A 23,431-nucleotide genomic window follows, 5' to 3' on the forward strand; every position below is an offset into this window, starting at 1 on the left:
AGCACCTTAAAATCACCATCATACACTAAATCAGTAAGTTGGCAGCATTACCTACTTAGCGGCCAGAATTCACTTGCTGCTGCCGTGAGTAATAGCGTGACCAGTACGAGCATGATGGCCGACGTTATTCGCTCAACCCGGCGATATGACCGCATTGCGGTATTAATGGGAAGACCCGCCAGCTCCTGATAATCCTGTTCATCCAGAAAACCATATAACTTACTTCTCCAGGTTATTCTTTTTTTTTCCAGCAGTGAAAGGGCATTCCGATTGATATAGACCGACATCCCGTATGAGATGGCGATATACAGGGCCAGTGCACAAAATGCCAGGGCATACACTTTTTGCGGACCACTTGCCTTCAGGGCCTCCAGACTGTAGCGAAGGATCAGAGTGCTGATGACCAGGGCCATATCTTTCCACAACGCGGAAGACAGGTCACGCGACTGCTGCAGAATTTTTTGGGTGTCCTCTGTCAGGCTTTTTCGCAAATCGCCCAGCGATTTAAGGGTGTCTTTTCCCCCTGTCCGGATATGGGCCTTGTAGAGAAGTCGGGCTGACTCCAGTGCCGGGGGGAGTCGATACACAATGCCTTCACAAAACGTAACGCCCTCCGGCCATTCTCTGGCCAGTTCACTGGACAAAAAGGTATGTTTAAGCTCGGTTTCGTTTCCTTCCAGAAAAATCCATTTTGCTGTTTCCTGAATGACGTCAAAGGCGGGCAGAGCTGCATGCTCTTCCCCGAAAGGGATTTTCCGCGGCGGTTTTCCAGACAGTCCGACCTTTTTTATTTCGGCAGCAAAAAGCTCATTGACGAAACATTTCAACAATTCCCGACAAGCGAGTGATTCCCAGAGCCTCATTGGTTCGTCGAACACTGTATCGCCGGATATAAGGATCCAAGGTGCAATGGTCTCTGGGGGAAGAAAGTCAGTTGAAAAACAACGGATAATGCTTTTTGTGACGGAGGCTGTCTGAGCTGGGACGTCGGTTTCGCTCTCATCCGGGAGAATCTCTTTCCACGGCACGACCTTCCATTGTTGTGTTTCAAATGCTTCGCTGATAAACAGGGCGCAGATGCGGTGATACTGACAGAGCCTGGGATCCTGGAGTAAAAACGTGCGCCAACCTTCCAGTGTGAAGAGGCGCAAAATTCCGGGGAGTTCATCGCTGATGATGGTGATAAAGTGCTTCTGACCGGGAACACCTTGCGCGGGGTGGATATCATCTCGACTATCATCAACAAAGGTGATCCTGAGATTTTCGGCATCAGTATCCATTACTTCCCCCCATAACTGAAGGGTGTCATTATCCATGGTTCCAGAAATGAACAGTTTCCGGGTGGTTGCCTGCTGATCTTCCGTGATCACCAGATCAGATGCGCGGCGTGAGCAGTCAATTGCCTTACCGATTTTTTCCAGTATCGATGTCATCTGTCACCAGCCCTGCAGTCACTATCACTATACGTTTTCGCCCGTCTTCCATCGTTTGGATATCCGGTGCATTATCCTCATCGTAGATAACAATAACATCTTCCAGAGTTTCCAGTTTTCTTTTCCGTGGCTTAGGAATGTTCTCAGGGGTGATCCGGAAAGATTCACCTGAAATTCCCAGGTCTTTTATTTTACGGGTAAAGGATTTGACCAGCGGATGATCTTCTTCCATTGGTCCAAAAATCTGGTTAAGCAGGGAAAGGGGTTCATCGGTGTTAAAATCCTGCGCCCCGTGATGTAACGTTTCATAAATCTTGTTAACACCGCTGCGTCTGATGTCGTCCGGTAACAGGTCTCGATGCTTTTTGAAGACATCCTTGAGTGCGGCAACCAGTTTGTCGCTGAGATCGGTTGTACTGTTGACGCGCTGTACCTGTAAAAAACGCTCAAAATAAACGGAGATATTGGTTCGTTTGCTGCGATCCCGAACGACAACCCGCCCACCCTGAGCATCTGCCGTCAGGCGGACCAGAGCAATTTTCTGCATGGCTTCAGCTTTCTTGACGAAGCTTTCGCGGAAACGTTCGAGTCTGGGAACCTGAAACTCGTCTCCCTCCGCATCCAGCACGTAACGTACCACGTCCTCGTTATCATATTTAATGAGGGCAAACAGTTTTTCATCATTGAGGGTGTGAAGCTCAAAAAGAAAAAATACCCCCATGCTGGCATTTTTTGTGTGGTGGTGAGACTGAAAATCGTTTGCCAGAAAGGTGGACTGTTCGGTGAAGCAACTGGCGTCGGTATCGGCATTGTTCCTTATGAGCCGCAGAATGCGCTCGGTATTGGACAATTCCGTAAACCGGAACATGTTACCGCTTAATGCAGACTTAATCCGTTCCAGAAAAAAATCGACGTGTTCAGGTGGTGATATTTCGCTGAGCAGCACTGGGATCTCCAGTTCCCCACCAACGACATGAAAAATCATTCGTTTTATTGTCAGTGCATTAATTTCTTCATCCGTTAAAAAACTCATAGTGACACCCCGTTATTTCGTGTCTTATTTTATCGTTAATTGCTGTGACATGCTTTAAAGCGGGTAGTATAGGTAATCCCCTGTACCTACGTAAAATAGTTCATCACAAGGACAGGCGGCAGCTTGCCATCACCCCCTCTGTGAATAAATGTATACAGGGAAAGAATAAGTAAACATTCTCCCGGCATTTCTGCCGGGAGAATAGATTATAATTGTTGTCTGGCGTAATCGAAAGGTGAGACCGGATTTTCACTATTCGCATCGAGAAAATCTGCCCACCATTGCAGCATCAATTTGCGTTCGTCTAAGAACTCAGCTTTATGAATGTAGGCCGCACGTACGCCATTACGCTCCTGATGGCTCATCTGACGTTCAACAGCATCCCTGGACCATAGACCAGATTCAATCAATGAACTGCATGCCATTGCCCTGAAGCCGTGGCCACAAACGTCAACTTTTGTATTGTAGCCCATCAGGCGTAACGCGTTATTCACCGTATTTTCACTCATAGGTTTCCATGGATTGTGGTCGCCAGTGAAAATTAGCTCGTGCTCACCGCTGATGACCTGGATTTGTTTGAGAATATCCAGTGCCTGAGTTGAGAGTGGAACCAGATGCTCTGTACGCATTTTGGAGCCACGATGCGAGTACTTGACCCCTTCAATAGGTTTTCGTTCAGGAGGAATGGTCCACATGGCTTTCTCGAAGTCGATCTCAGACCATCTTGCAAAGCGAAGCTCACTGGAACGAATGAAGATAAGCAGGGTAAGTTTAGTTGCCAGTCGGGTAAGAGGTTGTCCCCTGTAGGTATCCAGTCGTTCAAGGAGCTCTGAAATGCGATTTAAGGCGAGGGCAGGACGGTGCTGGCGTTTCACCGTCGTTAAAGCACCAGCCATATCCACGGCAGGGTTATAGCTGATAATGCCGGACTGGGCAGCATAGCGCATGATTGCAGTGATACGTTGCTGAAGGCGGGCAGCAATCTCATATATCTCTTTTGCTTCGGCTGCTTTAACGGGGATAAGTAAATCAGGAGTTCGGAGGGCGGTAATATCACGTGAGCCGATAAAGGGGAAAACATGAGTCTCAAGGCTTTTCAGTATCTTCTCACTATGTGCTTCGGACCATTTTTTGTTGCTCTTGTGCCACTGACGCGCAACAAGCTCGAACGTATTACTGGCCTCCGGTACTGCTTTCTTTACTCGCTTCTGTTCGCAAGGGTCGACACCATCAGAAATGAGTTTTCTCGCTGCATCGCGCTTTTCCCTTGCTTCTGATAATGAGACTTCAGGATAGACGCCCAGAGCGAGCGTTTTCTCTTTGCCCAGAAACCGATAGCGGAGCCGCCAGTAACGCGAGCCGTTAGGGTGAACGAGCAAAAACATGTTGCCGCTGTCAGCAAGTTTATAAGGTTTTTCATCCGGTTTAGCTGCACGGATTTTAGCGTCAGTGAGCGCCATTGGTGGGGTCTCCTGATAGTAAAAGGGGTATAAATTTTATCGAATCAGACTATACCCTCAGTTGTACCCTCGCAAGGCACTTGATGCGGGTTGAATTTGATTGAGTGGGGTGGAGTTAACGTGTTGTGGATGTGTTGATTTTAGCGGGATTAGAATGCAAAAACGGACCTCCGTAGAGGTCCGTTGATATGAATTTGGTGCCCGGACTCGGAATCGAACCAAGGACACGGGGATTTTCAATCCCCTGCTCTACCGACTGAGCTATCCGGGCAACGGGGCGAATTAAACCTTAATCCGCGAGTGGCGTCAACGGTGTTTTCCCCTCACCCCGTTTGTTTGCTCAACTTTACGGCGATTCTGGCGGAGTTGGCGTTAAAATGCCCAATATTCACTCCTCTTCCGCATCGCTGGCATAGGCTTTCCATCCGTCTTCAATGCCTGTAATACGACGTGTACCAGACAACGTATATCCCGCTGGTGCCGTGTTGTCATTGCGGGGTGAATCGAAGGTGAGAAAGCCTTCAATGCCGCTCTCAGCAGAGTAGTAATACAGATTAATCAGCGTGCCGATGTAGCACGCTCCGTTGTGCCAGGCTGGCAGGAGGGCAACCTGTTCAGCATAGATCACCGGGCGCCCAGCGGAATATAAATCCGCTGCGTCGGCGGGGGTGCCGGGTGGAACAGGGCAAACAGGGGCATCTTCGGCGCGGAGCGATTTTCCGCGGGCTATGGCCTGCTGGACACGCTCCAGTTCGTCCATCAGGGATTTTTGCTCGTTCGCCGTCAGCGCCGGGGTTGCATCTTCTGTGGGTGAAAGCCGCAGATCGTAGTAATAACGCACCGTTACCGCCGGAGCCTTCGCGGCATCGCTGAACGGACGCAGCAGCCAGTAGGTATCTGAGCCAAACACACCGTCGCGCAACAGGGCATAGATCTGGCCATTTATCTCGATCCACTCCGCATGCTGGTCGGCACCGCGCCCGGCAGTAGAGTACAGCACGCCGGACATCGGCCACATAGCAACGTTGGCGTTATACCGTGAGCGCGAATCGACAACCGAGAAGCGATCATCCGTGTTTTTACGCACCCCCGTATAGTTATACAGGCTGGTGCCGCCCACATAGCTGTCAACGATCAGATCGCGCTTACCGTCGTTATCCAGGTCTACAAGCGTATAACTGATGCCTGCTTCGTTACCATCCACCACAATTTTCGAATTTACAAACGCCTGCCACTCGTCGTCGCTGATCGCTGCTGAGGGTTTGCGGTCAGGCGTGTCGGGGTTCAGCGTGAACTGGGTTTGCACGGCCTTCACCGGGAAGCGTTGCGCCAGGGCGGTGACGGCATCTTTGTCCTGAAGGGTGTCCATTGCAGCGCGCAACGTTTTCAGCGCCAGCCGATCGGTATCGACATCCGCTTTCATGCGTACGTTGCTGATCAGTGTCGGCAGGATCCAGACGCCGCCTGCACCCATGCCACTGCACATTCCTGAAGAGATCGCTTCACTCCTGACGAAGCCTTCGCCATTCCAGTAGCGGCTCTCGGCGGAAAAGCAGTCGCCGAGCCCGCGCCCTTTATGCGATGAAAAAATGAATCCATCGGTAAAGTCGCTGGCGTCACTGGTGACGAACTGAGGCGGCGTGTTAAGCGCGTTGTCGGTAAACCAGACGGCATAACTTTCGTTATAGGCACCGCGCCAGCAGAGGGTGGTGACGGTAACGTGCTTATCGTCGATGGGCGTTTTAACCCACGGCTCCGCACGTTCTTCCTCTCCGATATCGCACTCCGCGGCGAATTTCTCTCGCAGCTGCGGCTCGATTTTTGCCAGCTCGGCAGGCGTCAGCGGTACAGATTTTGCGTCAGAAATGGCGGGATAACGCGCTACCAGAGGGATGTCGCGGGGCATTAATACCGTATTGTTGCTGCGTTTTCCCGGGCGTATCAGCGCGCCCGGAGTATTAACGCGCTGCTGAAAGTCGTCCATTTTCAACAGCACCGCGTTGGAGCCAGAAGAGGAGAGCCTCAGGCGGCGCGTTTTGCTGCCAAATTCTATAAGGCGGTCCTCGCGCAACGCCTGGAGTAGCGCATCACGTTGGGTTGCATTGAGTAGCAGATAGCCGTTCTCTCCCCACTCCAGCGAGCCTTTGGAATTACCATCAATAAACAGCGTCTCCGGTGACAGTGACTCAGGATCGGCGATCTCGTTGGCGAAGGTTGCCTGAACATTAACCTGCGCCAGAGGTCCGGCTTTACGGGTCAGCAATACGCTGATTTCGCCATCATTAACGCCATAACCCGCCGCCCGGCAGGTGCCGGTGTTATCGCAGGCGATTTCCCAGTCGTTATGTTGAAACTTGATGCCCTCGAGTGGGGCCGCATGAAGCGAAGCGCTGAACAGGGCGGCAAACAGGGCCGTCGGCAGGAGACGCATATAAAGTCCTTTTTAAGAGTAAAATCGGACAAAGTATATGCGTATCAGGGTGATAACTATACTGCCAGAACCAGCAGGTTCAGGTCAGCGCGCCGCCTTTGCGGCACTGGGAGAAGCGCAGAATATCTTCCGCCAGCTGGCGTGCAGTATCCACATCCGCCTGGCTGCGATTGACCAACATCCGGCTCAGGCAGCCTTCCAGCACCAGCTCCATCTGTTTTGCCACCATCGCCGGGTCGTCCACTTCCAGCTCGGTCAGCAGCTGATGGCTGAAGTCGTACGCATTGCGCTTCTGCTGATCGGCAAGCTGGTGAATCGGGTGCGTCGGGTCGGGGAAAAAGGTGCAGGCAGCGATAAACAGGCAGCCCGGATAACGCTGACGGGTCACGCAGTCGGTCAGCGCCTGATAGCGCGCCAGCAGTTTTTGCTCGTGAGTTTGCGTGTCGTCGTGCAGCAGTTGGCGACGCCAGGCGTCAACCTGCTGGCTGAGATGCCGCAGTGCGTCGTAAAGCAGCGCTTCGCTGTCCGGCCAGAAACGTTCGAGCGCTTCCAGCGGGTAGTCGACGCGGGTGGCTACCATGTCCAGCGTGGTGCTGGAGAGTCCTTGCTGTTCAAGGAGTTGCAGAGCCTGGTCTAGAACCGCTTCGCGTTCCACAGACTGTTCCTCCATTTATTTCGGTGATTTATCCCACATAGAGTGTCGTTTACCGATCCCGATTGCGCAAATGACGGGTAAACGCCTCTGCCTTTGTAAAACCGGTAACCCGGCGGGCCGGTTGTTCGCGCCCGTCGGCGTCAAAGAACAAAATCGTCGGCAGACCGAGCACCTTAAGGTGCGCGAGCAGGGCGCGATCCTGGGCGTTATTGGCGGTGACGTCCGCCTGCAGCAGCACGGTATCCCTCAGCGCCTGCTGCACCTGCGGATCGCTGAAAGTGTATTTCTCAAACTCCTTACAGGCGACGCACCAGTCGGCGTACAGATCGAGCATCACCGGCTTGCCCTTCGCCGCCGCCAGCGCGGCATTCAGATCATCAACGCTGGCGATGCGGGTGAAGTTGAGATGAGTCTGGTTTTGCGCTATTGGCACACCAAACGCCCAGTCCTGCAGCGGGCGCGCGCTGATGACCGCGGCGGCCAGCAGCAGGATCTGCACTACGCGCACCCAGGCGCGGGTAGCGCTCAGGCTGGCGATAAAGGCCCAGACAGAGAAGGCGACGCCGAGCGCCGACCACATCCGCAGCCCCCAGGGTTCGCCCACCACGCGCTCCAGCAGAAATACCGGCAGGGCGAGGATGACAAACCCGAATGCGACTTTCACTTTCTCCATCCACGGCCCGCTTTTCGGCAGCAGACGGTTGCCGAATACTGTCACCAGCACCAGCGGCAGCCCCATGCCGAGCGCGTAGAGATAGAGCGTGCCGCCGCCGAGCCACAGGTTACCGCTCTGGGCGATGTAGAGCAGAATGGCGCTGAGCGGCGCAGTGGTGCAGGGGGAGCAGATCAGCCCGGCAATCGCGCCCATCGCGAATACGCCACCCGGCGAGCCGCCGCGCTGGCGGTTACTCATCAGGGTTAAGCGCGTCTGAAGCGCAGACGGCAGTTGCAGGGTAAACAGGCCGAACATCGACAGCGCCAGCAGCACGAAAACGATCGACAGGCCGATGAGCACGTAAGGGTGCTGGAGCGCGGCCTGGAACTGAAGCCCGGCGGCGGCGACCACCAGGCCAAGCGCGGTGTAGGTCAGCGCCATGCCCTGGACGTAGATAAACGCCAGCAGCAGCGCGCGTCCGGTAGAGAGGCGTTGCTGGCCGCCCAGCACGATGCCGGAGATCAGCGGGTACATCGGGAGTACGCATGGGGTAAAGGCAATACCAATCCCAATCAGCAGCGCCCACAGCGCCGAAAAGGGCAGCGGGGCGGGCGCGGGGCTGGCTGCTGTGTTCTCCACGGGCGCGGTACTCGCTGCCGGAGCTTGCTCGGCAGGCGTGACGGCGCTCAGCGGCACCACTCGGGTTTCCGGCGGATAGCAGAACCCGGCAGCGGCACAGCCCTGATAGGTCACGGTCAGGGTTGCGCCCGGCCCGGCGCGGCGAATATCGACGGGCAGCTGCAGCTGGCGGGTGTAGATCTCGCTCTTGCCGTAGAACTCATCCTCGTGCGGCGTGCCCGGCGGCAGCGCCAGCGGCGCGGTTTCCGCCTGTGCCGGGGTGACGGCGATCTGCTTGCGGTAGAGGTAGTAACCGTCGCGGATCTGCCAGCTCAGGGTCAGATCGCGATCCTGCTGGATGAAGTCAAAAGCAAAGGCCTGGTCGGCAGGCAGATACTGGCTTTTCGGCTGGGCGTCAAAAAGCCCGGCCAGGGCTGAGGTGCTGCATAACAGCAGGATCAGCGTAAGGATGCGTTGAGCCATGAGAGGTAATCACTATCTCCGTGGAGAACCGGCAGAACCAGCAATTCAGGGGTTTGATACGGGTGAAGGTTTTTCAGGCAGCGCAGCAGCGGCTCCTGACGCGAGGTGTCGCTTTTCAGCACCATCTGTACTTCGTATTCCTGCTCCAGTTTGCCTTCCCAGTAGTAGAGCGAGGTTGCGCCCGGCAGCAGCGTGACGCAGGCGGCGAGCTTTTCCGCCAGCACTTTGGCGGCCAGCTCCTGGGCGGTGGCTTCATCGGGAGCGGTACAGAGAATTACGACAGCATCGGGCTGGGTCATAGCAACCTCGTCTCGGCGAAAAAAGGCACTATATCACGCGGGCGGAAGGGCTTCATGAAACGGGCCGCTGGCGCAGCCCGCTTTTTTGTCACCTGAGATTACGGCTCTACAGCAGTACGCTGCCCAGCAGGAAGCCAAAGCAGACGGCCAGCACCACGCCGATGGTGCCGGGAATAAAGAACGGGTGGTTAAACACGAAGCGCCCGATGCGCGTGGTGCCGGTATCGTCCATCTGTACGGCGGCGACCAGCGTCGGGTAGGTCGGCAAGATGAACAGTCCGGATACCGCCGCGAAAGAGGCCACGGCAGTCAACGGCGACACGTTCAGCGCCAGCGCCATCGGCATCAGTGCTTTAGCCGTGGCTGCCTGAGAGTAGAGCAGGGCGGAAGCAAAGAAGAAGATCAGCGCCAGCAGCCACGGGTGCCCCTGAATCACGCTCCCGGCGGTGGCTTTGATCCAGTCGATGTTGGCAGAAACAAAGGTATCACCCAGCCAGGCGACGCCGAGAATACAGATACAGGCGCTCATGCCGGCTTTAAAGGTGCTGGAACTCAGGATGGATTCGGTTTCAACGCGGCAAAGGATGGTCGTCAGGGTCGCGACGCTCAGCATGATAATCAGGATGGCGCTGGTGGTGTTCATTAGCGGCGTGGCGACAATGCCGAGGCTCGGGCTGTTGACGATGGCGTAGATCACCACGCAGACCACGCCGAGCAGGAACAGGCATACCGAGGTGCGTGCGCGCGGCTTCAGCTCGATTTTCTTGTCGCCGCGCAGGGCAACCAGCCCCTCTTCAAGGCGCTTCTGGTAAACCGGGTCGTCAGAGAGCTTTGAATTAAACAGCACTGACACCAGGAACGACATCACCAGCACCGCCAGCAGCGTGGACGGGATCACCACCGACAGCAGATGAATGTAGCTGACGCCGTGGGTTTCCATCACCGACGACATATACACCACGGCGGCAGAAATGGGGGAGGCGGTAATGGCAATCTGGGCTGCGACCACGGCGGTAGAGAGCGGACGGCACGGTTTGATGCCCTGCTCTTTCGCCACTTCGGCAATCACCGGCAGGGTGGCGAGCGAGATATTGCCGGTGCCGGCGAAGATGGTCAGAAAATACGTGACCACCGGCGCGAGAATGGTGATGTATTTCGGGTTGCGGCGCAGCAGTTTCTCGGTCTGGTGGACGAGATAATCCAGACCGCCAGCCACCTGCATGGCAGAGATAGCCGCGATCACCGCCATGATGATGGAGATAACGTCAAAAGGAATATTCCCCGGTTTGACGCCGATGGCGGCCAGCACCAGCACCCCGAGGCCACCGGCAAAGCCGATGCCTATCCCCCCGAGCCTGGCGCCGATATAGATCGCCAGCAGAACGATGATGAGTTCAACGACTATCATGATTGCTTCCTTGTGAGTTAAGTAATAGATAAACGAATGTTGTGATTTCGTAGCCGTATAAAACGAAAAAGGCACGTCCGGAGGACGTGCCTTGATAAGCGTTTACCCTGTTCTGTTATTGTTCGCTTTCATCGGTATAACGTTTCGCTTTATAAACCGGATGCATCAGATTATGCACCGAGAAAATATCGTCAAGCTCTGCTTCAGAGAGCAGACCTCGTTCCAGTACCACTTCACGCACGCTCTTACCGGTTTCGGCGCAGATTTTACCCACGATGTCGCCATTGTGGTGGCCGATGAACGGATTAAGGTAGGTGACGATACCGATGGAGTTATAAACGTAACCTTCGCACACTTCTTTGTTCGCGGTTATGCCATTGACGCATTTTTCCAGCAGGTTGTAGCAGGCGTTGGTCAGAATGTGAATGGATTCAAACATCGCCTGGCCAATTACCGGCTCCATGACGTTCAGCTGCAGCTGGCCCGCTTCGGACGCCATAGTGACGGTGGTGTCGTTGCCGATCACCTTGAAGCACACCTGGTTCACCACTTCCGGCACTACCGGGTTCACTTTCGCCGGCATGATGGACGAGCCCGCCTGGAGTTCCGGCAGGTTGATTTCGTTCAGGCCAGAGCGCGGGCCTGACGAGAGCAGGCGCAGGTCGTTACAGATCTTGGAGAGTTTTACCGCCAGGCGCTTCAGGGAGCTGTGCACCATCACATAGGCGCCGCAGTCTGACGTCGCTTCGATCAGGTCTTCCGCCGGCACCACCGGCAGGTTGCTCACTTCCGCCAGCTTCTGCACTGCCAGCTGCTGGTAGCCGTCCGGGGTGTTGAGGCGAGTACCGATGGCCGTTGCGCCGAGGTTCACTTCCAGCAGCAGTTCCGCGGTGCGCAGCAGGTTTTTGGTTTCTTCATTCAGCAGCACGCTAAAGGCATGGAACTCCTGGCCGAGGGTCATCGGCACCGCATCCTGCAGCTGGGTACGGCCCATCTTCAGGATGGTTTCGAACTCTACCGCTTTACGCTGGAAGCCTTCGCCCAGCTGGTTAATCGCATCGACCAGCTTAACGATAGAGGTGTAAACGGCGATACGGAAACCGGTCGGGTAGGCGTCGTTGGTGGACTGGCACTTGTTAACGTGATCGTTCGGGTTGAGGTACTGATACTCACCTTTCTGGTGGCCCAGCAGCTCAAGGCCGATGTTGGCCAGAACCTCGTTGGTATTCATGTTAACGGAAGTGCCCGCGCCGCCCTGGTAAACGTCCACCGGGAACTGATCCATGCACTTGCCGTTGTTCAGGACTTCATCACATGCTGCGATAATCGCGTTGGCCACTTTCTTAGGAATGGTTTGCAGTTCCTTGTTGGCCAGCGCCGCGGCTTTTTTCACCATCACCATGCCACGCACAAACTCAGGGATGTCGCTGATTTTGCTGTTGCTGATGTAGAAATTCTCAATCGCTCTCAGAGTGTGTACACCATAGTAGGCATCCGCTGGAACTTCCCTGGTACCCAACAAATCTTCTTCGATACGAATGTTGTTTAACATGTGAACCTTCTTTTTCAAGCTGCCGATGAAAACACTAAATACGCAGTATTTATGTGGTTATGCTGGTTTTCAGACCGACGATTATTTCCTTAATCGCTCTGATACCCACGATCATATGCTGATAATAGCGAAATGCAGTAATCTGGATCACTTATTATGACAACAATTTCATTACATTTATTAATATGTGAAATGGCTCACCGCAAAAAACTTTACCCATCCCTTACCCGCAGCCCGCATTGAAATCCCGCGTGGTCGCCTCCATTACCTCTGGATGGCGTTTCGCCACCCCATTTTCGCTGAGGCCTTGCGGCGTCAGCTTATCGACAGGAGAACCCAGTGCGCTGGATACCGTTAGTTGCCATATTTCTTTACGTTTATATCGAGATCTCCATCTTCATCCAGGTCGCCCACGTCTTTGGCGTGCTGCTGACGCTGCTGCTGGTGGTATTCACCTCGATTATTGGTATGTCGCTGGTGCGCAACCAGGGCTTTAAAAACCTGATGATCATGCAGCAGAAGCTGGAAGCAGGCGAAAGCCCGGCGGCAGAGATGATCAAAAGCGTGTCGCTGATTATCTCCGGCCTGCTGCTCATCATTCCCGGCTTCTTTACCGACTTCCTCGGCCTGCTGTTGCTTCTGCCACCGGTGCAGAAACTGCTGACCCTGCGCCTGATGCCGCACCTGCGCTTTAACCGTATGCCGGGCGGCGGCTTCACTACGGGTGACAGCAACGGGCAGACCATCGACGGCGAATATCAACGTAAAGATGAAACGCCGCGACGCTTGGAAGATCGCGATCGCGACGGCCAATAAAAAATTTTTGTTATTCCCCCCTTGAAGGGGGAATTTTCTATCCCCATCTCTCAGGTCACCAGCCGATAACCCGTTAGGGTCGGCGTTACCCCACAACTGATACTGACTTTCTCAAAGGAGAGCTATCAATGAGTATTCGTCCGTTACATGATCGTGTCATCGTCAAGCGTAAAGAGGTTGAGTCCAAATCTGCAGGCGGCATCGTGCTGACCGGTAGCGCAGCAGGTAAATCAACCCGTGGCGAAATCATCGCAGTCGGTAAGGGCCGCATCCTTGATAACGGTAGCGTTCAGCCGCTGGACGTAAAAGTTGGCGATATCGTCATCTTTAACGATGGTTACGGTGTGAAAGCTGAAAAGATCGACAATGAAGAAGTGCTGATCATGTCTGAAAGCGACATTCTGGCGATTGTTGAAGCGTAATCCACGCGCGAACTCACTGAACATACGAATTTAAGGGAAAAGAGAAATGGCAGCTAAAGACGTAAAATTCGGTAACGACGCCCGTGTAAAAATGCTGCGCGGCGTAAACGTACTGGCAGACGCGGTTAAAGTAACCCTGGGCCCGAAAGGCCGTAACGTGGTACTGGATAAATCCTTCGGCGCACCGACCATCACCAAAGACGGCGTATCCGTTGCACGTGAAATCGAGCTGGACGACAAGTTCGAAAACATGGGCGCCCAGATGGTGAAAGAAGTGGCCTCCAAAGCGAACGACGCGGCAGGCGACGGTACCACCACCGCAACCGTACTGGCTCAGGCTATCGTTAACGAAGGCCTGAAAGCCGTTGCGGCCGGCATGAACCCGATGGATCTGAAGCGCGGCATCGACAAAGCGGTTATCGCAGCGGTTGAAGAGCTGAAAACCCTGTCCGTACCGTGCTCTGACTCCCGCGCTATCGCGCAGGTAGGTACTATCTCCGCTAACTCCGACGAAACCGTAGGCAAAATGATTGCCGAAGCGATGGACAAAGTCGGTAAAGAAGGCGTGATCACCGTTGAAGAAGGTACCGGCCTGCAGGACGAGCTGGACGTGGTTGAAGGTATGCAGTTCGACCGTGGCTACCTGTCTCCGTACTTCATCAACAAGCCGGAAACTGGCGCCGTTGAACTGGAAAGCCCGTTCATCCTGCTGGCTGACAAAAAAATCTCCAACATCCGCGAAATGCTGCCGGTACTGGAAGCCGTTGCGAAAGCAGGCAAACCGCTGGTTATCGTGGCTGAAGACGTTGAAGGCGAAGCGCTGGCGACCCTGGTGGTTAACACCATGCGCGGCATCGTGAAAGTTGCTGCGGTGAAAGCACCGGGCTTCGGCGACCGTCGTAAAGCTATGCTGCAGGATATCGCAACCCTGACCGGCGGTACCGTCATCTCTGAAGAGATCGGTATGGAACTGGAAAAAGCCACCCTGGAAGACCTGGGTCAGGCAAAACGCGTTGTGATCAACAAAGACACCACCACCATCATCGATGGCGTGGGTGACGAAGCGGCGATTCAGGGCCGTGTTGCTCAGATCCGCCAGCAGGTTGAAGAAGCCACTTCCGATTACGACCGTGAAAAACTGCAGGAGCGCGTAGCGAAACTGGCAGGCGGCGTTGCGGTAATCAAAGTTGGCGCAGCAACCGAAGTTGAAATGAAAGAGAAAAAAGCACGCGTTGAAGATGCCCTGGCTGCGACCCGCGCCGCGGTAGAAGAAGGCGTGGTTGCTGGTGGTGGCGTGGCGCTGGTTCGCGTTGCCGCTAAACTCTCTGAGCTGACTGGTCAGAACGAAGATCAGAACGTCGGTATCAAAGTTGCACTGCGTGCGATGGAAGCGCCGCTGCGTCAGATCGTTTCTAACGCCGGCGAAGAACCGTCTGTGGTTGCTAACAACGTGAAAGCGGGCGACGGTAACTACGGTTACAACGCAGCGACCGAAGAGTACGGCAACATGATCGACATGGGTATCCTGGACCCAACCAAAGTGACCCGTTCTGCGCTGCAGTACGCGTCCTCCGTGGCTGGCCTGATGATCACCACCGAGTGCATGGTGACCGACCTGCCGAAATCCGACGCGCCTGACTTAGGTGCTGCCGGCGGTATGGGTGGCATGGGCGGTATGGGCGGCATGATGTAATTGCCCTGAGCGCAGCGTCTCGTCTGCGCTCTTCCGCACCAGAAAACCGGCTGATGTTTCAGCCGGTTTTTTTATGCGCTGAAAACCTTAACACCCTGCGTTCCGTCTGAAAAATACCCCCAGCTGATTCTGAGTTTCCCGCTCCTGTGGCCGTGTCGCTTGTTACACCCGTTACAAAAGGTCATATAACGCCTGTCGTTGCCATGAGTTTCTGCTCCGGCACCGATCTGGCTGGCCTGCGGCGATACATGACATCCGCTGCGCCATAACCGATAACGGGAAAAAGGAAATCTATATGAATGATAAATGGGATATTTATAAGGATAATCAGAATGAATGGCGCTGGCGCCGTACTGCGCCAAATGGCGTTATTGTGGGGGCATCCTCGCAGGGTTACGTAAACCGGAGCGACTGCCTAGAAAATGCCCGTCGTCACGGTTACACGGGTAGCTGACGTCTCTGCCGCGACGCGCCAGTTTGCTCATTTGAGCCAACAACGCGTTTCAGCACGCAAAACCCCCGGTCAGAAATGGCCGGGGGTTTTTCTTTTCGTCACGTTTTTAGTATAAGGTTGAGTCGGGCAGGGTTTGTCCAGCTTATCGAATATGAGGAATAACATGCGCTTAAAAGTCTCAGCAGGAATGGTTGTGGCAGCGCTGCTGCTGGCCGGTTGTTCGAGCGGCAACGAGCTGTCCGCAGGCGGGCAGGGTGTTCGCTTTGTAGAGGAGCAACCAGGCTCAGAATGCCAGCTGATCGGCACGGCCACCGGCAAACAGAGCAACTGGCTGTCTGGCCAGCACGGCGAAGAAGGCGGCTCAATGCGCGGTGCGGCAAATGCGCTGCGTAACCAGGCGGCGGCGATGGGCGGCAACGTGCTGTACGGCGTCACCAGCCCGAGCCAGAATATGCTGTCCAGCTTTGTGCCAACCGCAAGCGAAATGGCCGGTCAGGTCTACAAATGCCCGAACTGACGGGCTGACGTCGTGGAAGGCAGGCCGTAACGGCTGTCACGGCCAACTGAAGCGGCATAAGGTGGATAAGCGCGACGCCTCCACCTTTTTTATTACTGCTGGCGCAGCTGCAGATCCAGCGGCGTTTTACTTGGCTCGCCGCCAATCTCTCGCGCCAGGCGCGGCACCAGATAACCCGATACCAGCGACAGCAGCTCGCGCACGATGCGACGCGCGTCGTCGTCACTCACCATGAAGTGCGCCGCCCCCTGCACTTTGTCCAGCACGTGCAGGTAATAGGGCATCACCCCGGCATCGAAAAGCGCATTGCTCAGCGCCGCCAGCGCCGGTGCACTGTCATTGACGCCCTTAAGCAGTACGCTCTGGTTAAGCAGCGTGACGCCAGCGTGACGCAGCCGCGCCGTCGCTGCGCGGAAATCGTCGTCGATCTCCCGGGCGTGGTTGATGTGGTTAACCAGCAGCACCTGCAAACGCGAACGCGCCAGCCGGGATACCAGCCCGTCGGTAATGCGCGCCGGGATGACAATCGGCAGACGGCTGTGAATGCGCAGGCGCTTAAGATGCTCAATCGCTTCCAGCTCGCCAATCAACCAGTCCAGCTCGTGATCTTTCGCCATCAGCGGGTCGCCGCCGGAAAAAATAATCTCATCCAGCTCCGGATGGGCGGCAATATACGCCAGCGCCGCTTTCCAGTTGCGCTTGTTGCCCTGATTATCGGCATAGGGGAAGTGGCGGCGGAAGCAGTAGCGGCAGTTCACCGCGCAGCCGCCTTTCACCAGCAGCAGCGCCCGGTTGCGGTACTTATGCAGCAGGCCGGGCACCACGCTGTTCTGTTCTTCCAGCGGATCGGTGGTGAATCCGGGCGCAGCGATAAACTCTTCCTGCGCGGTAAGTACCTGTCTTAGCAGCGGATCGTCAGGGTTTCCCTGCTCCATCCGCGCGACAAACGCGCGCGGCACGCGCAGGGCGAAAAGACGTCGCGCTTCGCGGCCTGCCAGCAGGTCGGGGAAGGTGTCTATCTTTAAAAGATGCAGCAGCTCATCGGGAGCGGTTATTACATCTGCAAGTTGCGATAACCAATCTTCTCTGGATGGGGTATTTAGGGTTACAATATGCGCCATTTTGTGGCTTAGCTACCAGTTAACAATTTTCAGAGGGCCTTATGGCGACTTACTATAGCAACGATTTTCGTGCTGGTCTTAAAATCATGATGGACGGCGAACCTTATGCGGTTGAAGCCAGCGAGTTCGTTAAGCCGGGTAAAGGCCAGGCGTTCGCACGCGTTAAGCTGCGTCGTCTGCTGACCGGTACCCGCGTTGAGAAAACCTTCAAATCTACCGACTCCGCAGAAGGCGCAGACGTGGTAGATATGAACCTGACCTACCTCTACAACGACGGTGAGTTCTGGCACTTCATGAACAACCAGACCTTCGAGCAGCTGGCTGCCGATGAGAAAGCCGTGGGTGAAAACGCGAAGTGGCTGCTGGATCAGGCTGAGTGCATCGTGACCCTGTGGAACGGCCAGCCGATTTCCGTGACCCCGCCGAACTTTGTTGAGCTGGAAATCGTTGAAACCGATCCGGGCCTGAAAGGCGACACCGCAGGGACTGGCGGCAAGCCGGCGACCCTGAGCACTGGCGCTGTGGTTAAAGTTCCGCTGTTCGTACAGATCGGCGAAGTTATCAAAGTGGATACCCGCTCTGGTGAATACGTTTCTCGCGTGAAGTAAGCGCGGAAAACCTGCGGCGTGGCGCCCTGCCACGCCGTTGTTCAAGGATGGCAAGGATGATGCACCGCTTTCTCTCTTTCCTGCTTATCGCTCTGGTGTGTGGTGTCGCGCTCAGCGGCTGCAACACGGCGCGTGGTTTCGGCGAAGATGTCCAGCATCTGGGTGGCGCAATCCAGCGCGCAGTACAGTAATTTCTCCTTCTCCTAAAATTATTACCTTTTCCGGCAGCGGTTGCTTTTTTAGCTATGCTTAAGTGGCTATACACAAAACAACTTTGGCAATAAAAGGAAGATATTATGTTGAAGAAAGCAATTGCGACGTTCTTTTCTGTAGTAGTCCTTTCATCTTTACTGACCGCCTGCAATACCACCCGCGGCGTAGGTGAAGATATTCAGGACGGCGGCAGCGCCATCTCTGGCGCAGCGACCAAAGCCTCACAGTAAGCCTGCTCCTCGGTACGGCTGTCTGGCCGTACCGTCATTACCCCTCCGCCATCTCCGGCAGCGCCAGAAACAGCGAAAAACGATTATCCGCGCCCAGCTTCATGCGAATATTGCGCTTGTAGGTGTAAACCGTTTTCACCGTGATACCCATTTTTGTTGCGACCACGTCGTTACTGGCACCTTTAGTCCACAGCGCCAGCACCCGCTCTTCCCGCAGCGTCAGCAGCGGCTGAACCGGCTTTGGTTCTCCAAACGGCGGACGCGACACCAGCGCGTCCTGAATCAGCCGACGGAGCGCGCTCAGCGACAGGGATTTATCCACCGAACGCCAGCTGGTTTGCAGCGCGCAGTAGTCATCCAGCACCGCAGCGCGCCCGCTCTGCAGCAGGATTAAACGCGTGGTATTACCGCAGGCGGCAAAAATCGAAGAAAGCTGCTGAATATGGTGTAGTTCACCCATAAAACTGTAGAGATCGGCAATCACCATATTGGGCTGCCATTGCAGGATATGCTCACGGGCATGAAGCAGGTTATCGATACCCGTAATGGAGAATGAGGAGCCAAAGTTGTCGGGATGATTGAGCCACGCTTTCAGGCCGTTGCGGCTGAAGTGACAGCGGTCAATCACTAAAATTTTATACATGGTCTGCTTCGCGTTCGAGAAAGATACGTGCCCCGTTTCCCGGACGAAGGAAACGCATCATCATAGGAAGATCTCTGACCAGTTGAAGGCTTGATCTGAACAGACAAGTGCCGCTATTTCCGGCTTTTACCCGGAAAAGCGCGGTAAAGATGAGAAAAAAGGGTTGAGATGCGCCTTTTTTGACGACATCATTATTCTCGCTTATCACAAGGCCATATGGGACGACCTATATGCGCATCATCAAATCGGGGACGGCCCCACCGAAAATGGAGCCTGTTATGGCCTGGTTAGTGCTTGTTATCGCTGGTCTGCTGGAAGTTGTCTGGGCGGTCGGCCTGAAATATACCCACGGTTTTACCCGCCTCACGCCGAGTATTATTACAGTGACGGCGATGATCGTCAGTATCGTACTGCTTTCATGGTCGATGAAGACGCTGCCAACCGGTACCGCCTACGCCGTCTGGACGGGCATAGGTGCGGTTGGCGCGGCGATTACCGGTATCGTGCTGCTGGGCGAATCCGCGAGCGTTGCGCGTATCGCCAGCCTGCTGCTTATTGTGGCGGGGATTATCGGGCTTAAAATCAGCACCCACTAACGTGGGGTCTGTTTCACCCAGATAAGTTTATTCACTTCAAACCCTTGCCGGGTCGCGACATCCACCATCCTCTGTTTTACTTCCGGCGTTATCGTCGGGTTACGCGAGAGGATCCACAGGTAGTCGCGATTCGGCCCGCAGACCAGCGCATTCTGATAGTCATCATCCAGCGCAATCACGTTATAGCCGCCGTAGAACGGGCCGAAGAACGACACCTTCAGCGAGGCGCGCGTTTTGTCGTTAGTGGTGAAATAGGCTTTCCCTTCGCTCTCCTGCCACATCCCGCGTTCCGGGTTGTAGCCGCGGTTGATCACCTTCAGGCCACCGTCGTCGCGCAGGCTGTAGGTTGCCGTCACGCGCTCCAGACCGCGTTCGAAGCGGTGATCCAGGCGGGCGATTTCATACCAGGTGCCGAGATAGCGCTGGGTATCAAAATTCTCAATAACCGTGACGCCTTTCGGCGGCGTGGGTGAACTACAGGAAACCACCAGCAACGCAGCGGTGACGGCGGCAACAACAGGTAAGATCCTCATCGCTAATTCCCTCCAGCATTTTTATGCTAAGTGTAGAAGATGCGGGAAATTTTGCGTGCCGGAAAGCGACGTGGCCTGCCGGTGTGGCAGGCCAAAAGCGGAGTCAGAGGGTGAGGACGCCGATCAGCGTCACGATGCTCAGGATCGCCGCCAGACCGTAGAACACCCATTTCCCGGCTGGCACGTGGATCTTCAGGTCGTGCATAGCGTGGTGAATGCGGTGCAGTCCACACCAGAGCGGCAGAACAATCATCAGAAAGAGAAACAGTCGCCCGATAAGCGTTTGTGAGAATGCCAGAATGCGCTCATAGCTGAACGCATCGCCCGGGCCGAGGCCCAGCGGCAGCAGAATACCGACCAGCAAAATCACTACCGGTGCGACAATGGCACTCCACATGCCGCCTGCGCCAAACAGTCCCCAGAACAGCGGTTCGTCAGAACGTTTTGGGTTGGGATTAATCATCGTGGTTTCCTCACCAGAACAGCGCAACGCCGAGAATAACTATCGTCACCACAACAGTGACGGCCCAGAGTCCTTTGATCACCGGTCCTGGCCCCATCTTTTCACCCTTTACGATGACTATGGCGGCCTTCGGAGCCAGCTCAAACCAGGTTTTGGTGTGCAGCAGCGCGGCAGCCAGGCTGAGCAGATTGATCAGCAGCACGATAGGGTTTTGCAGGAAGCCGATAAAGCCCTGCCAGCTCTCCGGCCCGTGCTTGAGCGCAAAAAGGCCATAAAGCAGCACGATGCTGAACCAGACCGCCGGCAGCGCCGTGCCTTCGCGCAGCATATAGAAGCGGTAGAAGGGCAGGCGTTTCCACCAGGTCGGCGTCATGGGTTGCACGTAAGGTTTACGTTTGGTAGTCATGGTCATGCGCTCCTTGCGTCGGGTTTCAGGGTGGCAATGAGGAAATCTTTCGAACTTTCCACTTTGCCCTGCTGAATGGCCGCCGCCGGGTCAACGTGTTTCGGACAGACTTCAGAGCAGTAGCCGACGAAAGTGCAGGTCCAGACGCCGTTCTGGCCGTTCAGCTGCGGCATGCGCTGGGCTTTACCGCGATCGCGGTTGTCGAGATTGTAGCGGTGCGCCAGGGTGATTGCCGCCGGGCCGATGAACTCCGGATTCAGGCCAAACTGCGGGCAGGCGGCGTAGCAGAGGCCGCAGTTGATGCAGCCCGAGAACTGATGGTACTTCGCCATCTGCGCCGGAGTCTGAACGTTAGGCCCCTGATCCGGGGTGCGCGGGTTACCGATGATGTACGGCTTAATCGCTTCCAGGCTTTCGATAAAGTGGGTCATATCCACCACCAGATCGCGCTCTATGGGGAAATTCGCCAGCGCCTCAACCTTCAGGCCGTGCGGATAGTCGCGCAGGAAGGTTTTACAGGCCAGCTTCGGTACGCGATTGACCATCATTCCGCACGAGCCGCAGATCGCCATCCGGCACGACCAGCGGTAGCTCAGATCCGGGGCGAGGTTGTCTTTGATGTACCCCAGCGCATCCAGCAGCGACGTCTGCTCGTCCCAGGGCACGTCATAGAACACGCTGTGGGGCGCGCTGTCCGTTTCCGGGTGATAGCGCACCACCTCAAGCTTCATGATTTTCATCTCAGCCATTCGCCGTCTCCTTCTTCTCGGCTGCTTCAGACTCTGCCCCGTACACGCGTTTCGCTGGCGGCAGGGTCGTGATCTTCACATCGCTGTAGGCCAGGCGCGTGCTGCCGTCGGCCTCGCGGAATGCCAGGGTATGTTTAAGGAAGTTCACGTCGTCACGTTCAGTGCAGCCTTCGTCGAGACGCTGATGCGCGCCGCGCGACTCCTTGCGCGCCATCGCCGAGTGCGCCATGCATTCGGCGACATTCAGCCCGTGCGCCAGCTCGATGGTATAGAGCAACTCGGTATTAAATACGCTGGAGGTGTCGGTGATACGCACGTGCTGCATGCGCTCCTGCAGTTCAGCCAGCTTGTCGATGGTTTTCTGCATCAGCTCCGGGGTACGGTAGATGCCGCAGCCTTCTTCCATTGCGAGGCCCATCTCGTCGCGGATCGCCGACCAGCGCTCGTTGCCTCGCTGACTAACCAGCATTTTCAGACGCTGCTCAACGTCGGCGGCCTGAGCATTAAGCGCCGTATCGTTAGCCGGGGAAGCGGACGCTGCGCGCGCCATTGCCTGCTCGCCCGCCAGGCGACCGAAGACCACCAGTTCCGCCAGCGAGTTAGAGCCGAGGCGGTTGGCTCCGTGCAGGCCAACGGAGGAGCATTCGCCCACGGCAAACAGCCCCTGCAGGCGGGTTTCACATCCGGCGTTGGTTTCAATCCCGCCCATGGTGTAGTGGGCGGTCGGGCGCACCGGGATCGGGTCTTTCACCGGATCGACGCCGACATAGGCTTTCGCCAGCTCGCAGATAAACGGCAGACGTTCCAGCAGCTTTTTCTCACCGAGATGACGCAGATCGAGATACACCACATCCCCGCGTGGCGTCGCGACGGTGCGGCCTTTGCGCCACTCGTGCCAGAACGCCTGGGAGACTTTGTCGCGCGGCCCCAGCTCCATGTACTTGTTTTTCGGCTCGCCGAGCGGGGTTTCCGGCCCCATACCGTAGTCCTGCAAATAGCGGTAGCCATCTTTATTCACCAGAATGCCGCCTTCGCCGCGGCAGCCTTCGGTCATCAGGATGCCGGAGCCGGGCAGGCCGGTGGGGTGATACTGAACGAACTCCATATCGCGCAGCGGTACGCCGTGGCGCAGCGCCATGCCCATGCCGTCGCCGGTGACGATCCCGCCGTTAGTGTTGTAGCGGTAGACGCGACCCGCACCGCCGGTCGCCATCACCACGGCGTTAGCGCGGATCTGCACCAGCTGGCCTTCCATCATGTTCATCGCCACCAGGCCACGGGCATGACCGTCATCCACCAGAATATCGAGCACGAAATGTTCGTCGAAGCGCTGGATCTGCGGGAACTGCAGGGAGGTCTGGAACAGGGTATGCAGCATATGGAAGCCGGTTTTGTCGGCGGCAAACCAGGTGCGTTCGATTTTCATACCGCCGAAGCGGCGCACGTTGACCGAGCCGTCCGGGCGACGACTCCAGGGGCAGCCCCACTGTTCAAGCTGGGTCATTTCGGTCGGACACTGGCGTACAAAATAGTCCACCACGTCCTGCTCGCACAGCCAGTCGCCGCCGGAAACCGTGTCCTGAAAATGGTATGCCAAGCTGTCGTGATCCTGCGTCACCGCCGCAGAACCGCCTTCAGCGGCGACGGTATGGCTACGCATCGGATAGACTTTTGAAATCAGCGCAATTTTAGCGCTCGGGTTGGCCTGCGCCGCCGCGATGGCGGCCCGTAGTCCGGCACCGCCCGCGCCAATAACCGCAATATCGGCTTGATAAGTTTGCACGACATTCCTCCTGGTATATGGGTTACCGCCGCGCCTTCCAGCCAGGCATAAGCACGACGCGATTTCCTGCTCCTTTGTGGGTAGGGCAGTATAACCGCAGGGTTTTCATGGAAATTTGACGCGTTCGATTTTTTTGCGCTTCTTTGGTGCAATCCAG

Annotated in this window: 25 protein-coding genes and 1 tRNA gene; 9 read left to right on the plus strand and 17 right to left on the minus strand. The window is 55.8% G+C overall.

What is annotated here, in order from left to right:
* Window positions 1-47: 47 nt before the first annotated feature.
* From ET34_RS0109495 to aspA, 10 genes are all read right to left on the minus strand, one after another.
* Window positions 48-1,433 carry a hypothetical protein gene (locus ET34_RS0109495; RefSeq protein ID WP_051640510.1) on the minus strand — a complete coding sequence of 462 codons (1,386 nt, stop codon included), beginning with the start codon at window positions 1,431-1,433 and terminating at the stop codon, window positions 48-50.
* Complete coding sequence (locus tag ET34_RS0109500) at window positions 1,405-2,466, minus strand: nucleoid-associated protein (RefSeq protein ID WP_031521496.1); 1,062 nt, start codon at window positions 2,464-2,466, stop codon at window positions 1,405-1,407. The genes ET34_RS0109495 and ET34_RS0109500 overlap by 29 nt, the downstream gene beginning before the upstream one ends.
* A 206-nt stretch (window positions 2,467-2,672) precedes the next feature.
* Window positions 2,673-3,926, minus strand: a complete 1,254-nt coding sequence (locus tag ET34_RS0109505; protein ID WP_031521497.1) for a tyrosine-type recombinase/integrase — start codon at window positions 3,924-3,926, stop codon at window positions 2,673-2,675.
* Window positions 3,927-4,121: 195 nt separating this feature from the next.
* Window positions 4,122-4,197: transfer RNA gene (locus tag ET34_RS0109510), tRNA-Phe, on the minus strand.
* A 117-nt stretch (window positions 4,198-4,314) separates the two neighbouring features.
* Window positions 4,315-6,357: a DUF1176 domain-containing protein gene (locus ET34_RS0109515; RefSeq protein ID WP_031521498.1), complete on the minus strand. Its 2,043-nt coding sequence runs from the start codon at window positions 6,355-6,357 to the stop codon at window positions 4,315-4,317.
* Between the two features lie 79 nt (window positions 6,358-6,436).
* Window positions 6,437-7,012 carry a transcriptional regulator gene (locus ET34_RS0109520; protein ID WP_031521500.1) on the minus strand — a complete coding sequence of 192 codons (576 nt, stop codon included), beginning with the start codon at window positions 7,010-7,012 and terminating at the stop codon, window positions 6,437-6,439.
* A 49-nt stretch (window positions 7,013-7,061) separates the two neighbouring features.
* Entirely contained in the window at window positions 7,062-8,768 is a 1,707-nt protein-coding gene (locus ET34_RS0109525; protein WP_031521503.1) for a protein-disulfide reductase DsbD, read from the minus strand.
* Complete coding sequence (cutA, locus tag ET34_RS0109530; RefSeq protein ID WP_031521505.1) at window positions 8,744-9,067, minus strand: divalent cation tolerance protein CutA; 324 nt, start codon at window positions 9,065-9,067, stop codon at window positions 8,744-8,746. Before cutA ends, ET34_RS0109525 begins: the two co-directional genes overlap by 25 nt.
* 106 nt (window positions 9,068-9,173) lie before the next feature.
* The gene (locus ET34_RS0109535; protein ID WP_031521507.1) at window positions 9,174-10,475 is read right to left on the minus strand and encodes an anaerobic C4-dicarboxylate transporter; all 1,302 of its coding nucleotides are present in this window, start codon (window positions 10,473-10,475) and stop codon (window positions 9,174-9,176) included.
* Between the two features lie 115 nt (window positions 10,476-10,590).
* The gene (aspA, locus tag ET34_RS0109540; protein WP_031521509.1) at window positions 10,591-12,027 is read right to left on the minus strand and encodes an aspartate ammonia-lyase; all 1,437 of its coding nucleotides are present in this window, start codon (window positions 12,025-12,027) and stop codon (window positions 10,591-10,593) included.
* A gap of 339 nt (window positions 12,028-12,366) precedes the next feature.
* Here aspA and ET34_RS0109545 point away from each other — a divergent pair, with 339 nt between their 5' ends.
* The 5 genes from ET34_RS0109545 to ET34_RS0109565 all read left to right on the plus strand — a co-directional run bounded on the left by ET34_RS0109545 (window position 12,367) and on the right by ET34_RS0109565 (window position 15,929).
* Window positions 12,367-12,843 carry an FxsA family protein gene (locus tag ET34_RS0109545; RefSeq protein ID WP_031521511.1) on the plus strand — a complete coding sequence of 159 codons (477 nt, stop codon included), beginning with the start codon at window positions 12,367-12,369 and terminating at the stop codon, window positions 12,841-12,843.
* 128 nt (window positions 12,844-12,971) lie between these two features.
* Entirely contained in the window at window positions 12,972-13,265 is a 294-nt protein-coding gene (locus tag ET34_RS0109550; RefSeq protein WP_031521512.1) for a co-chaperone GroES, read from the plus strand.
* Window positions 13,266-13,311: 46 nt separating this feature from the next.
* Complete coding sequence (gene groL / locus ET34_RS0109555; RefSeq protein WP_031521514.1) at window positions 13,312-14,958, plus strand: chaperonin GroEL; 1,647 nt, start codon at window positions 13,312-13,314, stop codon at window positions 14,956-14,958.
* Window positions 14,959-15,253: 295 nt separating this feature from the next.
* Window positions 15,254-15,412 (plus strand): YegP family protein, encoded by a 159-nt coding sequence (locus ET34_RS21760; RefSeq protein ID WP_072002003.1) that lies wholly within the window; start codon window positions 15,254-15,256, stop codon window positions 15,410-15,412.
* A gap of 163 nt (window positions 15,413-15,575) precedes the next feature.
* The gene (locus tag ET34_RS0109565; RefSeq protein ID WP_035891111.1) at window positions 15,576-15,929 is read left to right on the plus strand and encodes a DUF4156 domain-containing protein; all 354 of its coding nucleotides are present in this window, start codon (window positions 15,576-15,578) and stop codon (window positions 15,927-15,929) included.
* A gap of 92 nt (window positions 15,930-16,021) precedes the next feature.
* Here ET34_RS0109565 and epmB read toward each other — a convergent pair whose 3' ends face one another.
* Complete coding sequence (epmB, locus tag ET34_RS0109570) at window positions 16,022-17,050, minus strand: EF-P beta-lysylation protein EpmB (protein WP_031521517.1); 1,029 nt, start codon at window positions 17,048-17,050, stop codon at window positions 16,022-16,024.
* A 41-nt stretch (window positions 17,051-17,091) separates the two neighbouring features.
* On the opposite strand from epmB, the gene efp reads away from it, so the two are divergent.
* From efp to ecnB, 3 genes are all read left to right on the plus strand, one after another.
* Window positions 17,092-17,658 (plus strand): elongation factor P, encoded by a 567-nt coding sequence (gene efp / locus ET34_RS0109575; RefSeq protein ID WP_031521520.1) that lies wholly within the window; start codon window positions 17,092-17,094, stop codon window positions 17,656-17,658.
* A 56-nt stretch (window positions 17,659-17,714) separates the two neighbouring features.
* Window positions 17,715-17,849 (plus strand): entericidin A/B family lipoprotein, encoded by a 135-nt coding sequence (locus tag ET34_RS21765; protein ID WP_072002004.1) that lies wholly within the window; start codon window positions 17,715-17,717, stop codon window positions 17,847-17,849.
* A gap of 105 nt (window positions 17,850-17,954) precedes the next feature.
* Window positions 17,955-18,101 carry a lipoprotein toxin entericidin B gene (gene ecnB / locus ET34_RS0109585; protein ID WP_031521522.1) on the plus strand — a complete coding sequence of 49 codons (147 nt, stop codon included), beginning with the start codon at window positions 17,955-17,957 and terminating at the stop codon, window positions 18,099-18,101.
* 37 nt (window positions 18,102-18,138) lie between these two features.
* Here the strand turns inward: ecnB and ET34_RS0109590 are convergent, their stop codons facing one another.
* Window positions 18,139-18,744, minus strand: a complete 606-nt coding sequence (locus ET34_RS0109590) for a helix-turn-helix transcriptional regulator (RefSeq protein WP_031521524.1) — start codon at window positions 18,742-18,744, stop codon at window positions 18,139-18,141.
* Between the two features lie 278 nt (window positions 18,745-19,022).
* On the opposite strand from ET34_RS0109590, the gene sugE reads away from it, so the two are divergent.
* Window positions 19,023-19,340: a quaternary ammonium compound efflux SMR transporter SugE gene (gene sugE, locus ET34_RS0109595; protein ID WP_031521526.1), complete on the plus strand. Its 318-nt coding sequence runs from the start codon at window positions 19,023-19,025 to the stop codon at window positions 19,338-19,340.
* Here sugE and ET34_RS0109600 read toward each other — a convergent pair.
* From ET34_RS0109600 to frdA, 5 genes are all read right to left on the minus strand, one after another.
* Window positions 19,337-19,873, minus strand: a complete 537-nt coding sequence (locus tag ET34_RS0109600) for a lipocalin family protein (RefSeq protein WP_031521528.1) — start codon at window positions 19,871-19,873, stop codon at window positions 19,337-19,339. The genes sugE and ET34_RS0109600 overlap by 4 nt on opposite strands.
* Before the next feature lie 103 nt (window positions 19,874-19,976).
* Window positions 19,977-20,336, minus strand: coding sequence for a fumarate reductase subunit FrdD (gene frdD / locus ET34_RS0109605; protein ID WP_031521529.1), 360 nt, complete (start codon window positions 20,334-20,336; stop codon window positions 19,977-19,979).
* Window positions 20,337-20,346: 10 nt separating this feature from the next.
* Entirely contained in the window at window positions 20,347-20,742 is a 396-nt protein-coding gene (gene frdC, locus ET34_RS0109610; RefSeq protein WP_031521531.1) for a fumarate reductase subunit FrdC, read from the minus strand.
* A gap of 2 nt (window positions 20,743-20,744) precedes the next feature.
* Window positions 20,745-21,491 (minus strand): succinate dehydrogenase/fumarate reductase iron-sulfur subunit, encoded by a 747-nt coding sequence (locus tag ET34_RS0109615; protein ID WP_031521533.1) that lies wholly within the window; start codon window positions 21,489-21,491, stop codon window positions 20,745-20,747.
* Window positions 21,484-23,274, minus strand: a complete 1,791-nt coding sequence (gene frdA, locus ET34_RS0109620) for a fumarate reductase (quinol) flavoprotein subunit (protein WP_031521535.1) — start codon at window positions 23,272-23,274, stop codon at window positions 21,484-21,486. The genes ET34_RS0109615 and frdA overlap by 8 nt, the downstream gene beginning before the upstream one ends.
* Between the last annotated feature and the right edge of the window lie 157 nt (window positions 23,275-23,431).

Origin of the sequence: Siccibacter colletis (assembly GCF_000696575.1) — a bacterium.
GTDB classification, from domain to species: domain Bacteria; phylum Pseudomonadota; class Gammaproteobacteria; order Enterobacterales; family Enterobacteriaceae; genus Siccibacter; species Siccibacter colletis.